Consider the following 15,006-nt stretch of genomic DNA (forward strand, 5'->3'; position numbering starts at 1 on the left):
GGCAGGCCAATAAAAAGCGCATTTATGCGCAGCCAGTGTAAAAGGGCTATGCCCGAAAAAGAAAAACCACCCGCTATGCGGGTGGATAGTTATTTGTTTGTAAAAACCAGTCTTTAAACGGCATACGGCCTCTCACCACCGTTGCTGTTTCGCAAAGCTTCGCCTGGATGGGCAACTGTCGTCCTGCCAGAGACGCGGTTGGCCATTTTGCCACATTTTCTGTTCATACCAGTTATGCAAAACTTTTGAATGAACTCCTGCTTAAATTCAAACAGTGCATTTTTTTTAATAATTTTAGGAGGATTCTAACGATGCCAAAAATGAACATCAAAAAGTATACAAAAAACTATTTTATGCCCCCAAAGATAGATATGAGTTGGGCTTTCAAAGAATATCCGGACAAAGCTCCTGTATGGTGCAGCGTTGACCTGCGTGACGGTAACCAAGCTCTTGTAATCCCAATGAGTCTTGACGAAAAAATAGAATTTTATAAAATGCTTTTGAAAATCGGTTTTAAGGAAATAGAAGTGGGCTTTCCTGCCGCCTCAGAAACAGAATATGAATTTTTGCGGACACTTGTCGAAAGGGATCTCATTCCTGATGATGTTACAGTACAGGTCTTGACACAGGCACGCGAACATATTATCAAGAGAACTTTTGAAGCCCTTGATGGTGTGAAAAATGCTATTGTCCATGTTTATAATTCTACGTCTGTAGCCCAAAGGGAACAAGTTTTCAAAAAATCAAAAGACGATATAAAAAAAATAGCTGTCAATGGAGCTATCATGCTCAAGGAACTCACTGAAAAAGCTGGACAGAAATACCGCTTTGAATATTCTCCTGAAAGCTTTACCGGCACAGAAATTGATTATGCTTGTGAGGTCTGCAATGACGTACTCGATATATGGCAACCAACCGCCGAAAGAAAGGCGATCATAAATCTTCCTTCTACTGTCCAAATGTCCATGGCACATGTTTACGCAACGCAAATTGCTTATGTGTCGCAACATCTGAAATACCGTGACAATGTAGTTTTATCACTGCATCCACATAATGACAGAGGTACCGGTGTAGCTGACTCGGAAATGGGAATTTTGGCTGGTGCTGACAGAATTGAAGGCACATTATTCGGCAATGGCGAACGTACCGGAAATGCTGATATTGTCACTATTGCGATGAATATGGCAGCACTCGGCATAGATCCGCAGCTTGATTTCAGCAATATGCCGGAAATAATAAACTTGTATGAAAGTGTAACGCGCATGCACGTCTATGACCGCCAACCTTATTCAGGCAGTCTGGTTTTTGCCGCATTTTCTGGTTCGCATCAGGATGCTATTGCCAAGGGGATGAAATGGCGGGCTGAAAAAAAGCCGGCACATTGGACGGTTCCATACCTGCTTATAGACCCCAAGGACATTGGCAGGGAATACGATGGCGATGTCATTCGTATTAACAGCCAATCGGGTAAAGGCGGTGTAGGTTATATCATGGAACAAAAATATGGGCTCGATATGCCGAAGAAAATGCGTGAAGATTTCAGTTACCGCATCAAAGATGTTTCGGATCATAAGCATAAAGAACTTTTGCCTGACGAAATATATAAGATATTCCATGATGTCTATGTCAATGTTGAAAAACCACTTGCACTTATTGATTTTAAGCTTGACAAAACTGCTGATGGGATGCGCAATGGGACAGTCCATCTGTACAGTGGCGGTAAAGAAAAGGTTCTTCCTGCACATGGTAATGGGCGGCTTGATGCTGTCAGCAATGCTTTGCAAAAAGAACTTGGCATCAATTACAGCAATCTCATTTATAGTGAACATGCCATGGAAATCGGTTCGACATCAAGGGCAATGGCTTATATAGGGATAACCGGTAAAGATGGCAAAACTGCCTGGGGTGCTGGCATGGATACGGATATAATAACCGCATCGGTTAAGGCCTTGATAAGCGCAGTAAATAGATTGCAGCAATAGGTTTGAATAATAGATAAATTATTTTCATTGAAGAGGGACCTTTCCATTTCTTGATATTTTATTGTATTTTGTATTCCGCTGTGCATAATTTTTACCTTACATTTTTACATATAATTTGTCGGCTGAACAGTTACTTGTTAGCAAAATTGTTTAGAAATGGCTCTTGACAAATTATTTTAGAAATAATAGAATAAATGGCATAGCATTAGTGTTTACAAAACAATGAATATATCCCACAAAAAATTTTATGAAGAGAAAGAGTATGCATTTATTTTGTTTTTGCAGAGAGTCGGCGGTTGATGCGAGTCGATAAACAAATTTTTGCAGAAAATCATCTCTGAAAAGCAATGCCGAAGAAAGTAAGCAAAGACGTCTTTTCCACGTTATAGGAAACACGTATGTTAGTACGTTGTGAGAGCATTTACTGTTATCAGTAAATGAATTTGGGTGGTAACGCGGAAAAATCCGTCCCTTTTATGAGGGGCGGATTTTATTTTTTATTTATAAATTTGGCAATAGTGGACAGCTGACCAAACTTTTATTATTGTGTATATTTTTTATATGGTTTTAGGAGGACTACAAATGAAAGCTTTTAATTTATTCAGCAATTTTATGACTAAGTACATGTCAGCTCTTGTCCTGATAATTGCTATCGTAGCATTATTGCAACCTTGGACATTTGAATGGGCAGCAAAATATGTAACGTATTTATTAGGAATTGTTATGTTTGGTATGGGTATGACACTGCGTTGGGAGGATTTTTCTTTAGTATTTAAACGACCACGTGATGTTTTTATCGGCTCCGTTGCCCACTTTACGATAATGCCTGCACTTGCCTGGGGGCTTGCCAAAGCATTCGGCCTGCCACCTGAACTTGCCGCCGGTGTTATCCTTGTTGGCACCTGTCCCAGTGGTACTTCTTCTAATGTAATGACTTTTCTGGCTAAAGGCGACGTTGCTTTATCCGTAGCCATCGGTATTACCACAACAGTCCTTGCACCTTTTATTACACCTTTGCTTACATGGTATCTTGTAGGTGCATGGGTCTCTGTTTCTTTGGGGGCAATGTTCTTATCCATTTTTCAGGTAGTAGTCGTTCCTATAGCACTTGGTATCATCATCAATAGATTTTTTGGTAATTTTGTAAAAAGAGCAGTAAAGGTATTACCATTAGTTTCCGTTATTGCCATTATGCTGATCGTCGGTGCTGTTGTTGGCATAAGTGCACAAAAGATACTGCAAACAGGTCTTTTAATTATAGGTATTGTAATAATTCATAATATATGTGGTTATACGCTTGGTTTTTGTGCTGCCAAGCTTGCTGGTTTTAATTTTTCAAAACAAAAAGCCGTTATGTTTGAAGTCGGAATGCAAAATAGCGGTTTAGCAACATCTTTGGCACTTATGCATTTTACTCCTGCCGCCGCCATCCCTGGTGCTATTTTCAGTGTATGGCACAATATTTCCGGGTCGTTACTGGCAAACCGCTTTGCGGCAAAAGCTGAAAACGACGCCAAGGCAGCTGTCCTACATGCTAAAAAGAAAGCTATCCATGCATAATTACGATTATACGATTATTTAAATAGATAAATTTATTTCAGATTTAAAAGGAGAGTTAAGATTATGAGAAGTGATTTAGCTAAAAAAGGGCCTGAACGTGCAGCCCATAGAGCGTTGTTCTATGCTATGGGGTACGGCCCCGAAGATTTAAAAAAACCAATGATCGGCATTGTCAATTCTTTCAATGAAATAGTACCAGGCCATATCCATTTACGTACCATTGCCGAAGCGGCAAAACTGGGAGTTGCCGCAGCCGGTGGTATGCCAGTTGAGTTTCCTGCTATTGCTGTTTGTGATGGCATAGCGATGGGGCATAAAGGCATGAAGTTTTCGCTTGCCAGCCGTGAATTGATTGCTGATTCTATCGAAACTGTAGCGTCTGGACATGCTTTTGATGGTCTGGTCTTGATCCCTAATTGTGATAAAGTAGTCCCCGGTATGCTGATGGCTGCCGCACGGCTTAATATTCCTTGTGTTGTAGTCAGCGGCGGTCCTATGCTGGCTGGCCGCCACAATGGGGAGAATGTCAGTGTTAGCACTACCTTTGAAGCTGCTGGCAAATTTGCCGCCGGAAAAATGGATGCAGCGGAAATGGCTTCATTAGAAGCAGATGCCTGTCCGGGCTGTGGTTCTTGTTCTGGTCTTTTTACAGCGAACACGATGAACTGTTTGACAGAAGTCCTGGGCATGGGATTACCTGGCAACGGCACAGTACCTGCCGCTTACTTTGGCCGGCGTCGTCTTTTAGCAAAAAGGGCTGGTGAAATCATCTTAGATTTAGTTAAGAGAGATATTAAACCGCGGGATATTATGACCAGAAAAGCATTTGAAAATGCGATAACCGTAGATATGGGAATAGGCGGTTCGTCTAATACAGTCCTGCATCTTACCGCTATTGCACATGAAGCTGGCATTACTTTACCTACACCGCTTTTTGATGAAATAAGCGCGCACACACCATATATAACAAAGTTGAGTCCTGGCGGTAAGCATCATATGCAGGATCTCAATGAAGCTGGCGGTATATGCGCCGTAATGAAAGAATTATCCAGAAAAAATCTTCTTCATCTAGATGCTTTGACCGTTGACGGTACTCTTGGTGACAGAATTAAAGATGCTTCAATAAAACGTCCGGATGTCATAAAAACAGTTGATGCGCCTTATCGTAAAACAGGTGGCATTGCTATTTTAAAAGGAAACCTTGCACCTGATTATGCAGTTGTCAAAGAAAGTGCAGTAACAGAAGACATGCTTCATTATAAGGGAACCGCTAGGGTGTTTAATTCGGAAGAAGAAGCGATTGCAGCGATAACCAGTAGGAAAATTAAAAATGGCGATGTTGTCGTTATCCGCTACGAAGGTCCGAAGGGTGGCCCAGGTATGCGTGAAATGCTTAATCCGACAGCTGTAATTACCGGTATGGGATTAAAAGTCGCCCTAATTACAGATGGTAGATTTTCTGGTGCGACACGTGGCGCCTGCATAGGACATGTTTCACCGGAAGCTATGGCCGGCGGCCCTATTGCCATGATTAAGGAAGGTGACATTATCAATATTGATATCCCTGGGCGCAAATTGGAACTTCTTATTGACGATACCGAAATGGAAAAACGGAAGGCAGCCTGGGTTAAACCTGAAGCAAAAATAAAAACAGGCTATTTGTCACGTTATGCAAAACTCACCACGTCGGCGAGTACTGGCGCTGTACTTGTATAAGTTAAAATATTTTCTTCAGTATGTATCATCATATATAACCTAAGCGAGATTACTAAAAAACGGGAAAACAGTATCAGTGGTTTTCCCGCTTTTTATATATAAAATTCTCTATTTTTATTGTCCGTTAATTAAATGATTTGTCCGGCTGAATGCAGTTCCTAATATATTATGTTATAATGAAATTGGCAGAAGTACAGCGCTTGTACTGTATTAATTTTGCCATAATTCATATTCATTATCATAGATAAAATAGCTGGTTAATCACATACTTGAAAGGATGAATACAATGAGTGACGAATGCTCACATGCATGCGATGGCTGTTCAAGTTCAGATTGTGGACAGCGTGCTCCTAAAATTCCGTTAGAAAAAGGCAATCCCAATTCGCATATAAAAAAAGTAATTGCCGTAGTCAGTGGTAAAGGCGGTGTAGGGAAAACCCTAGTTACATCAATGCTGGCAGTCATAATGAAAAGACGCGGCTTTAACGTAGGCGTATTGGACGCCGATATAACAGGGCCTTCTATTCCTAAAGCGTTTGGCATTACCGGTAAAGCTGACTGCAATGATAAAGGGACTATTCTGCCAGTAACTACTAAGACTGGTATAAAATTAATGTCAGTTAATCTTTTACTCGAAAATGATACCGATCCTGTCGTATGGCGTGGGCCGGTCATAAGCGGTGTTGTAAAACAGTTTTGGAATGAAGTCGAATGGGGCGACATTGATTATATGTTCGTTGATATGCCACCGGGAACTGGGGATATTCCCCTTACAGTTTTCCAGTCATTGCCGGTAAATGGTATTGTCGTTGTTACTTCACCACAAGATCTCGTTTCCATGATTGTGGAAAAGGCTGTAAAGATGGCTGCAATGATGAACAAACCCGTACTCGGTATAGTCGAAAACATGGCTTATTTTGAATGCCCTGATTGTAAAAAGAAGCATTATATCTTTGGTGAAAGTAACATTACCTCATTAGCTGGTTTTTACAATATACATGAAACAGCGCAAATTCCGCTTGATCCTAAACTGGCTGCCGAATGTGATAAAGACGGTATCGAAGCATTCAGCAACGATTATTTGAATTTGTTAGCTGCTTATATAGAACAAAATGCCTAAATTAGGCGATATTTATATAGCCGACATATCTTGTTTGCAAGATAAGAAATTGTTTGCTGGGCAGCTGGCTGCTTTATCAGCGGAAAGACAACGAAAAGTAATGGCTATGGCCTCAGAAAAAAATCGCTGTCTGACTGCTGGCGCTGGTGTTCTGTTGAACGTTGCCCTTAGAAAATATGGCATTGATGGAAAGACGGCAAAGATTTGTTATAATATTTATGGTAAGCCGTTTTTACATGATTATCATATATATTTCAGCCTTTCTCATTCGGGCGATTATGTTTTCTGCGCAGTCAGTGATGAAGAAATCGGCGCTGATATCCAGCGTCATACCAATTATAAGCAAAATGTGGTTAAAAGGTTTTTTCATCCGGCTGAACAGGCTTATATTTCATCTTTATCTTTAAACAAAAGGGCGACAACGTTTTTTCGCTTGTGGACGCTTAAAGAAAGCTGTGCAAAGATGCTCGGCACCAGTTTGGCGAAGACCCTTTCCTCTGTGTCAGTGCAGTTCACAGCGCAAGCCATTGTTGCCCATGCAAATGGACAGAAACTTCCGTGTACCTTTAACGAATATAATCTTGACGGCTATTCCGCAGCTGTGTGTAGCAAAAAGGAAGGTCAGGCCGAGCCGCTTCAGTGGGTGGAGCTTACCGAATAATCATGCGAGGCGAATAAAATGAATGATGTTTTGGATATGCATATGCATACAATCGTGAGCGGCCATGCTTATAGTACTTTAAGTGAAATGGTTGCCGCAGGGAAGCATAAAAAGCTTCAACTAATAGGCATAACAGAACATGCTCCGGCATTGCCCGGCACATGCCACGATATGTACTTTCGCAATTTTAAAGTTATCAACCGTCACCCAGGCAACATCGAATTGATGATGGGAGCCGAAGTAAACATAATGGACTATGACGGTAATCTTGATATGCGGGAGGATACATTGCAAAGACTTGATTATGGCATAGCAAGTTTCCATGAACAGTGTATTAAGCCTGGCAGTAAAGAAGAAAATACGGCAGCGTTGCTTAACGCAATAAAGAATCCATATATTAAAATAATTGGGCATCCTGATAACGGAGCTTATCCTGTCGATTTTGATGTGATAGCAAAAACTGCCAGCCAGAATAATGTTTTACTGGAACTTAATAACAGTTCATATTCACCACGCAGCGGGCGAATCAATTCACGGGAAAATGGACGGTTAATGTTGTCCTTTTGCAAAAAATATAATACGTCTGTTATCCTTGACAGTGATGCCCATATAGCGGATGATGTAGGCAATCATAAGTACATATATGATTTACTGGTACAAATAGATTTTCCTGAAAAGCTGATAGTGAATACAGATGTTGATAAGCTGAAACATATATTTTCTGCGTCAAGGGAACAATCCCTTTAAGATTACTAATCTTTTAGTATGATTTTTATTGAGTATAAAATATCAATCCCTTCTTTTTAGTGTAGAAACTTTAATTGCAAGGAATTTGTATTTTATACTCTTTTTTTGTAAAAAAATAATGCTGGAGTAAGCTTGTATTTCACTTACGCCAGCATTTAATATAGACTTTATGCAAAATTATCTTTTAGTATTATAAGTATACTGTTTATTTGCCATCGGAAGCAAGCCCGAAACGAGTGATGCCGGCGCCCTTTAAGGCATCGAGAAGGGACATCAGTTGGGTATAGTCGATATCCTTATCAGCGCGGATAACAACAGCAAAATTGGGATTCTTTTTACTTTCTGCCTGGGCTTGAGCTAGCAGAGTTCCTTGGTCGATAGCTTTATCTTCTAGATATAACGTCCCATCCTTACGCATGGATACAAGATAATTAACACGTGCCTGCATTTGTGCATTTTCTGTTTTGAGCATATTTACAGGAATCGTTTTGATATTGACCATGTATAAAGTGCTGAGCATAAAAAATACAAGTAGAAAGAACATTATATCTATCATAGGAATGATCATTACTTCAGGTTTTTGGAAAGAGCGGCGGTCACGAAGACGCATTTGTATCACCCCTGCTGTCTACAGATTCAACTAAAGAAAAAGTTTGTTCCATATCAGTTACTATATTATCTATGCGCTGGGTGAAGTATGCATGTATAGCAAGTGAGACAATCGCCACACATAAGCCCATTGCAGTAGCAATAAGGGCTTCGCCGACACCGCCGGTTATAGTGCTGGCCTGACCTTCTTGCAGATTAAATACGCTAAAGGAAGATATCATGCCACTGATTGTACCTAAAAGACCAAGCAATGGAGCCATTGTTACGATAACGCTGAGATAATAAAGACGGGAGCGGAATTTTGCCAAAGAAATACCGGATTGTATTTCAAAAAAATTGACCGGGTTGATACCCTTATACACTTTGTCCATACCAGCCTGTAAAAGAAGTGCTAAATCGCCCTTGGTTTGAGCTGCAAGTGCCTTTGCTTCATCAAGCTTTCCATTGGCCATGAGATGATAAAATTTTTCTGTAAATTTACGGCCGGAATCTGCCTTAGTAAAATAAAGAGCCCGTTCAATCCCAATGGAAATAACAAAAAGAGAACATAAAAGCAGTATGTACATAACGAAACCGCCCTTATGAAAATACTCTAAACCCTGTACGATAAAGTTCATAAAAAAGCCCCCTAAATTAAAATCTGGTAAATTCTAAGTCCTGATTAATTAAGACTGAAGCGGAAGGTCTGGCTGATCATGCAGGCAACGGGCTGTCCATGGGCATTGTAGGCAGGAGAAAAACTCCATTGTGACGCGGCAGAAAGAGCTGCATCTTCAAAGGCCTGTTGCCCGGAAGAGGAAACGACAGCCACGCTTTGAACATCGCCGCCAGCGCCGACTGTAAAGCGTACTTGGACGAAACCTTCATCACCTGATGACCTCATGCTGTCAGGGTAAGAAGGGTAAGGGGCATTTAAAGGTGAGGGAGGAACCGTGGCAACTAAGTCGCTGCCCGCACCATCTCCGGCTCCATCTCCAGAACCAGACCCGGAACCAGAACCCGTTCCTGAACCAGTTCCACTACCGGAGCCTGTCCCCGTCCCTGCACCCGAACCGAGACCCATCCCTGAACCTGAGCCTGAACCGGAAGAGCCGGTTCCAGAACCTGTTCCTGTATCGGTGCTGGTTCCTGAACCCGTGCCGGTGCTATTTGCCTGTTTACTAGCAGTTTGCGCTTGCGGATGGGAAACAGCATTACTTGTTCCGTCGGTGATAGGCTTGGGGTTAGTGGTGTCCTGTAAGCCGGATGTCTCTTGGCCAAGTTCTTCTGCGGCTTTATCTGAAAGAATGATGTCATCAGCAGAAGCCGTTGATTGTGCTCCTCCTGCATCACTACCGCCTGCGGCTGAGCTGCCGCCATTACTGTTCGCTACGTAAACGACATCAGTAGGCTCGGACTGCTGCGCATTATAAGTGCGGGAGAAAAAACCGGCCAAGGCTAAGATTAAAAATAAGACGAGATGAAAGAGCAAGGAGAGAACCCATCCAGTTTTTCGGTAGGCTGATAATAGTAACATAGTTCCTCCTATAAAAGTTACGATAATATTGTCTTGTATAAGCAAATCTATAGTACATGATATAAAGCTTTATTTTTTTTGTCAAGAAAGATGAGCATAATTAATCTTTATATATTAATAAAAATAATATATAAAAGATAATGACATTTATGTTTTACCAATGGTATATAAATACCATTTAATAAAAAACAATGTTTACCCTCCAAAAATAATGGGCAGCAAATGAAATGGGTAATGGGCAAATCATGATATATTTTAAATTAAACCGATAGTAAAATTAATTACAACAGCTATATTATATTTATTAGTATAGATAATTTTTATAGAAGATTGGTTTTTTATTTTTTAAATAGACACGTGGCAAGCGACGTGCCATCATACAAGTTATTTCATAATTTATAGTACCAAGTTCTCTGGCTATGTCATCAGTTGAAATAGAAGCGGTATCTTGGGTGCCAAATAAAACAGCAGTATCACCCTTTTGTACATTTTTTATATGACTGACATCAACCATACATTGGTCCATGCAGATATTGCCGACAACAGCAGCCCGTTGTCCGTGAATAAGGACCTGTGCTTTACCCGTGAGCATACGGGTGTAACCGTCTGCATAACCTACTGGCAAAGTGGCAATAGAGCATTTTTCTTTGGCAATAAACTTGCGTCCATAGCTTACACTGTCGCCCTTTTGCAATTCTTTGACATGTGTTATGCGGCATTTGAATGACATTGCAGGTTTTAATGCCGTTTTAGTAATGTCAACTTCATCGGAGGGTGCTAAACCATAGAGAATTATGCCTGCCCGTACCATGTCCCAATGATACTGTGGAAGTTCAAGAATAGCGGCACTGTTAGCGCAGTGATGTATATGTATATGTACATTTTCTGCGGCTAAACGGTCACAAACATAACGAAAACGCCGATACTGTTCGTGGGTAAAACTTTTATCGAGACAGTCAGCGGTGGCAAAATGGGTGAAAATTCCTTCCATAATAACATTAGGAAGAGTGCTGATTTTTTTTATTTCAGCGATGCTTTCTTCATTTGGTTGATAACCAATGCGGCCCATACCACTGTCAATTTTTATATGAAGGCGAATATTGCAATGTTGTTTGGCCGCTTCGGTAGAAAAGGCTTTGGCAGTATCATAGTCGAAGACAGGAATATCTATATTATGAAGAACGGCATCTGCCGCCTGTTCGGGAAATACGGGACCTAAAACAAGAATAGGGGCGGTAATGTTGTGGCGGCGCAGTTCAATCGCCTCATCAAGTTCAGCTACCGCAAAACGATCAGCACCATTTTGCAGCAACAGTTCTGCTATCGCACAAGCACCATGGCCATAAGCATTAGCCTTTATGACAGCAGTTATTTCCGCTTTTTTATTGGTCAAACGGCGGATTTCTTGCATGTTTTTGGCGAGAACGTCAAGATCTACCTCTACCCATGCAGGACGTATTTTTTTGATATCCACAAGGATTCCTTCTTTATCTTATATTTTGCTCAGGTTATATGGCAATGACGGGATAAAACTTGAACAGTACAGCTCAAATTGTAACAGATATAGCAGTAAAACAAAAGATTGACAAATAAAAAAATTATAATATATTATTACAATAACAATTATTAATGGGGTTATAGCTCAGTTGGTTAGAGTGTTACGTTGACATCGTAAAGGTCACAGATTCGAATTCTGTTAACCCCACCAGTTCAATAATAAATACTGTGAGAGTGTTACTTTAGAGGTTATGACGGTTCTATACTAAATGTTGGGGTAAGCAAAAATTCAAGCTTACTCCAACATTATTTTTTTACAAAAAAAAAGAGCATAAAACAAAAAAATCCGTTACAATTAAAGTTCCGCAACTTAAAAGAAAGGATTGATGTTTTATGCTCAAAGAAAATTATACTATAGAATTATTAAATTTAAAAGGATTCAACGTAATAAGGACAGCTGGTAAAGTGATTACTATTTGTCTACCAGTGAAACCGCATATATGCCCACAGTGTAAGAATGAAACAAAAAAGATACATGATTATAGGTTACAAAAAGTTAAACATTTGCCCGTAGCACATACAAGTTACACTATTTTAATAAAAAAACGCCGTTATAAGTGTCCTTACTGTAATAAGCGGTTTTATGAGAAAAATAGCTTATTGTCTAAATATAAGTCTATATCCACAGATTTGAGAAAAAGTGTTTTGTATTATGCCAGTAAATTATTTAATACAAAGCAAATTGCAGACATTTGTAATCTCTCATATTCTACCGTGGTGAGAATAATTGATTCCATAATTATTCCCAAACCAATTGTTTTTCCGGATGTTATTTCCATAGATGAATTTAAGGGAAATACGGGTGGTTATAAATTTCAATGTGTGCTTACTGATCCCATAAAGAAAAAAATTATTGAAGTGCTGCCTAATAAAAATAGTGAAGATATATACGGACATTTAACTAATAACGACATAAAAAATAGACTTAAGGTAAAATACGTAATAATGGATATGAGCAACCAATTCCGTAGTATAATGACTAATTGTTTCCCTAATGCTAAGGTAATAGCAGATAAGTTTCATGTGCTGAGACTGGCAAACTGGGCAATGGAACATATCCGAAAACAAGAGCAAAAACGTTTTACAGATACAAGGCGTCGATACTTCAAAAAGAGCAGGTTTATTTTGCTGAAAAGGAGGCATCATCTTAAGAGAAATGAGAAGATACAATTATCCCATATGCTCAGCGTATCTGCTTTACTAAAAAAAGCCTATATATTAAAAGAATTGTTTTATATGGTTATGGACAGTAAAAATGAAAAACAGTTTTATAAGAGAATATATAAATGGCTTTTTTTAGTAGAAATATATGGTATAGATAGATTCCTTACCATGGCAAAAACTGTCAGGCAGTGGCTCCATCCAATAAGAAAAACCATTTTAACAGATTATACAAATGGCTATATTGGATTGTCAACACTTAGTCGGACACTTTTCATAAGGTCAATTTTCTAAATTCCAATGGAGTCATATAATTTAATGTCCCATGAATTCTATTATGATTAAACCAATTCACATAACTCGTTAATTCGTATTGCAATTGAGTTAAACTGTCAAAGTTGCGCCCGTAAGCAAATTCCGTTTTAAATATTTTGAACGTCGCCTCCGCAACAGTATTATCATAAGGACAGACTTTCATGCTCAAAGACCGTTTAATCTCAAATGTAGGATTACTTTTTCAAGCAATTTATTTTTAAACTCACTGCCTCTGTCCGTGTGAAACATTTGGATTTTACGCAAATCTGTTTTTACTGTTTCAAAGGCATCATATACCAATTGGGCATCTTTATGCACGCCAGCACTATAACCAATAATTTCACGATTAAATAAATCTACCAGCACACATACATAATTCCATTTGTAGTTTACCCTAACATATGTTAGATCACTTACAACTACAGCATAAGGTTTCTGGTCGTTAAATTCGCGGTTTAATTCATTTTTTACGGGATCTTCGTTGCATTTTTGTTTATGTATGTACTTTAAATTGTGCAGCTGTATATTTTGAAATAAGTCCCAATTTTCTCATGATACGTCCAATACGACGTCGCGACATCTGGAAATTTAACTTTTGTAATTCTTTTTTTATCTTTCTGGTTCCATATACATTGTAATTTCTTGAAAGATTTTTTTGATTTCATGTTCTATCTCAGACTCGTCATTTTTCGCAGTAGATTCATAATAGTATGTACTTCTGGCTATATTTAAGCATTTACACATCGCTGATACTGAGTATTTGTGAGCATTCTGCCGGATAACAATTACTTTTGTCCGAGTATCAGCGCGGCTTGCGTTAAAATATCATTTTCCATCCTCAATTTTTGAGTTTCTTTCCGAAGATGTAATAATTCTGTCGCTTCCGGAGTACGATTATCACATTCTTTTGCTGAACCTGTAGCATTAATTCTACGAATCCAATTATTAAGGGCTGATGGTGTTAAATCATATTCTCTAGCAATTTCTGCGCGAGGTTTCCCGCTATTAAATAATTTTACCATCTGTTCCTTAAAATCAGTTGTAAATTCTCTTTTTTCTCGTCTATTTGTCATGTAAACCTTCCTATTACTTTTATTCTATTTTTACATGACCTTATAAAGTTTGTCCAGTTTATTGTAGCCTATCCACTAAAGTGTCACCTTCAGTCAGTATAGAACTCAATTCAGTTAGTTTTGGTCGCTCTGTTGTTTTACCAGTATATTGTTCTATGACGATTCGTTGACAACCTTTAAAATTAGTTTCTGCTCCTCTAAGCTATTACCAGATATTTGTTCCACTGTACTTACTCGTGCGCATCTATAAATCATAGTCAATCATCCTCCCACTAGTGCCATTGATATGACTATTACTTATGACACTGCTTGATGTCTTGATGATACGGTGCTGATGAATCGGTGTCAACAGTTTTAACTTATGATCATAATAAATAACTTTTATTAGTGACATTCAAGCTTCATAGGAGTATAATTAATTTTCAACTTGATTTACAATTTTAGTACAAAGGGGTCGAATTTTATGTGCATTGCAGAAACAGAAGAAAGAGAATATGAGGTCACTTACAAAAAATACAAATCATCTCAAGAATGTGAAACTGAAAAGATTACTATTGTGCTCAAGGATTATGTAGAGTCCTATAACGAGGAGTTAATGCATGACCCAAAGGAATCCGACTTATGGCCATACAAAATTGACTTTCTCAAAGAAGTCATTCAGAAAACCTTTGGGGAAAAATCTTTTATATCCATAGATAATTTATACGACCTAATGCATGAAGTAGATAAAGATGTTGAGGAAATATTAGACGAATATGCCGGCTATTCTAATAATGACGATGAAGAATAGCTTTTGAAGAAGAGGCGGAGCAATCCGTCTTTTTTATTTGTTAATAAGTTTCCAATCAAAGACATTTTTCCTTTGGGTGGGCATATAACCTTTCTGTGCACTATAAGGTAAGCGCAAAATAAAACAGTGGCTGTAAAATATACCCTAAACATGAGATAATTCCTTTAGAGTTTTCAGAGCAGGTCGAAAAACTCGAAAA

12 protein-coding genes, 1 tRNA gene, 1 pseudogene and 1 other annotated feature are annotated in these 15,006 nt (G+C 39.0%); of the genes and pseudogenes, 9 read left to right on the forward strand and 5 right to left on the reverse strand.

The genetic code is table 11. From position 1 onward, the window contains the following. Positions 1–320: 320 nt before the first annotated feature. From EDC37_RS11790 to EDC37_RS11815, 6 genes are all read left to right on the forward strand, one after another. On the forward strand, positions 321–1,982 hold the full coding sequence (locus EDC37_RS11790) for a 2-isopropylmalate synthase (protein ID WP_132551612.1): 1,662 nt from the start codon (positions 321–323) through the stop codon (positions 1,980–1,982). A 238-nt stretch (positions 1,983–2,220) separates the two neighbouring features. Further along, positions 2,221–2,458, forward strand: a binding site (T-box leader). Positions 2,459–2,564: 106 nt separating this feature from the next. Beyond that, positions 2,565–3,542 (forward strand): bile acid:sodium symporter family protein, encoded by a 978-nt coding sequence (locus EDC37_RS11795; protein WP_165874519.1) that lies wholly within the window; start codon positions 2,565–2,567, stop codon positions 3,540–3,542. A 63-nt stretch (positions 3,543–3,605) separates the two neighbouring features. Continuing rightward, on the forward strand, positions 3,606–5,258 hold the full coding sequence (gene ilvD / locus EDC37_RS11800) for a dihydroxy-acid dehydratase (RefSeq protein WP_132551594.1): 1,653 nt from the start codon (positions 3,606–3,608) through the stop codon (positions 5,256–5,258). 286 nt (positions 5,259–5,544) lie between these two features. Beyond that, entirely contained in the window at positions 5,545–6,378 is an 834-nt protein-coding gene (locus EDC37_RS11805; RefSeq protein ID WP_132551596.1) for an Mrp/NBP35 family ATP-binding protein, read from the forward strand. Beyond that, the gene (locus EDC37_RS11810; RefSeq protein ID WP_132551598.1) at positions 6,371–7,039 is read left to right on the forward strand and encodes a 4'-phosphopantetheinyl transferase family protein; all 669 of its coding nucleotides are present in this window, start codon (positions 6,371–6,373) and stop codon (positions 7,037–7,039) included. Before EDC37_RS11805 ends, EDC37_RS11810 begins: the two co-directional genes overlap by 8 nt. Before the next feature lie 18 nt (positions 7,040–7,057). After that, on the forward strand, positions 7,058–7,786 hold the full coding sequence (locus EDC37_RS11815) for a phosphatase (protein WP_132551600.1): 729 nt from the start codon (positions 7,058–7,060) through the stop codon (positions 7,784–7,786). A gap of 205 nt (positions 7,787–7,991) precedes the next feature. Here EDC37_RS11815 and EDC37_RS11820 read toward each other — a convergent pair whose 3' ends face one another. From EDC37_RS11820 to alr, 4 genes are all read right to left on the reverse strand, one after another. Continuing rightward, positions 7,992–8,396, reverse strand: a complete 405-nt coding sequence (locus tag EDC37_RS11820; protein WP_132551602.1) for an ExbD/TolR family protein — start codon at positions 8,394–8,396, stop codon at positions 7,992–7,994. After that, positions 8,383–9,012 (reverse strand): MotA/TolQ/ExbB proton channel family protein, encoded by a 630-nt coding sequence (locus tag EDC37_RS11825; RefSeq protein WP_132551604.1) that lies wholly within the window; start codon positions 9,010–9,012, stop codon positions 8,383–8,385. The genes EDC37_RS11820 and EDC37_RS11825 overlap by 14 nt, the downstream gene beginning before the upstream one ends. A 44-nt stretch (positions 9,013–9,056) precedes the next feature. Continuing rightward, complete coding sequence (locus EDC37_RS11830; RefSeq protein ID WP_132551606.1) at positions 9,057–9,911, reverse strand: energy transducer TonB; 855 nt, start codon at positions 9,909–9,911, stop codon at positions 9,057–9,059. A 304-nt stretch (positions 9,912–10,215) separates the two neighbouring features. Next, entirely contained in the window at positions 10,216–11,385 is a 1,170-nt protein-coding gene (gene alr, locus EDC37_RS11835) for an alanine racemase (protein ID WP_243642192.1), read from the reverse strand. Positions 11,386–11,542: 157 nt separating this feature from the next. Between alr and EDC37_RS11840 the strand changes: the two genes are divergently transcribed. After that, a tRNA-Val gene (locus EDC37_RS11840) sits at positions 11,543–11,619 on the forward strand. 182 nt (positions 11,620–11,801) lie between these two features. Continuing rightward, a complete protein-coding gene (locus EDC37_RS11845; protein WP_132551608.1) occupies positions 11,802–12,923 on the forward strand; it encodes an ISL3 family transposase in 1,122 nt (373 codons plus the stop codon). Here the strand turns inward: EDC37_RS11845 and EDC37_RS11850 are convergent. Continuing rightward, positions 12,904–14,017, reverse strand: a pseudogene (locus tag EDC37_RS11850) (IS3 family transposase). The gene EDC37_RS11845 and the pseudogene EDC37_RS11850 sit on opposite strands and share 20 nt — an antisense overlap. Positions 14,018–14,480: 463 nt before the next feature. Between EDC37_RS11850 and EDC37_RS11855 the strand changes: the two are divergent. Continuing rightward, entirely contained in the window at positions 14,481–14,807 is a 327-nt protein-coding gene (locus EDC37_RS11855) for a hypothetical protein (RefSeq protein ID WP_132551610.1), read from the forward strand. The last annotated feature ends 199 nt before the right edge of the window (positions 14,808–15,006 follow it).

This window comes from Pectinatus cerevisiiphilus (assembly GCF_004341685.1).
Classification (GTDB): domain Bacteria; phylum Bacillota; class Negativicutes; order Selenomonadales; family Selenomonadaceae; genus Pectinatus; species Pectinatus cerevisiiphilus.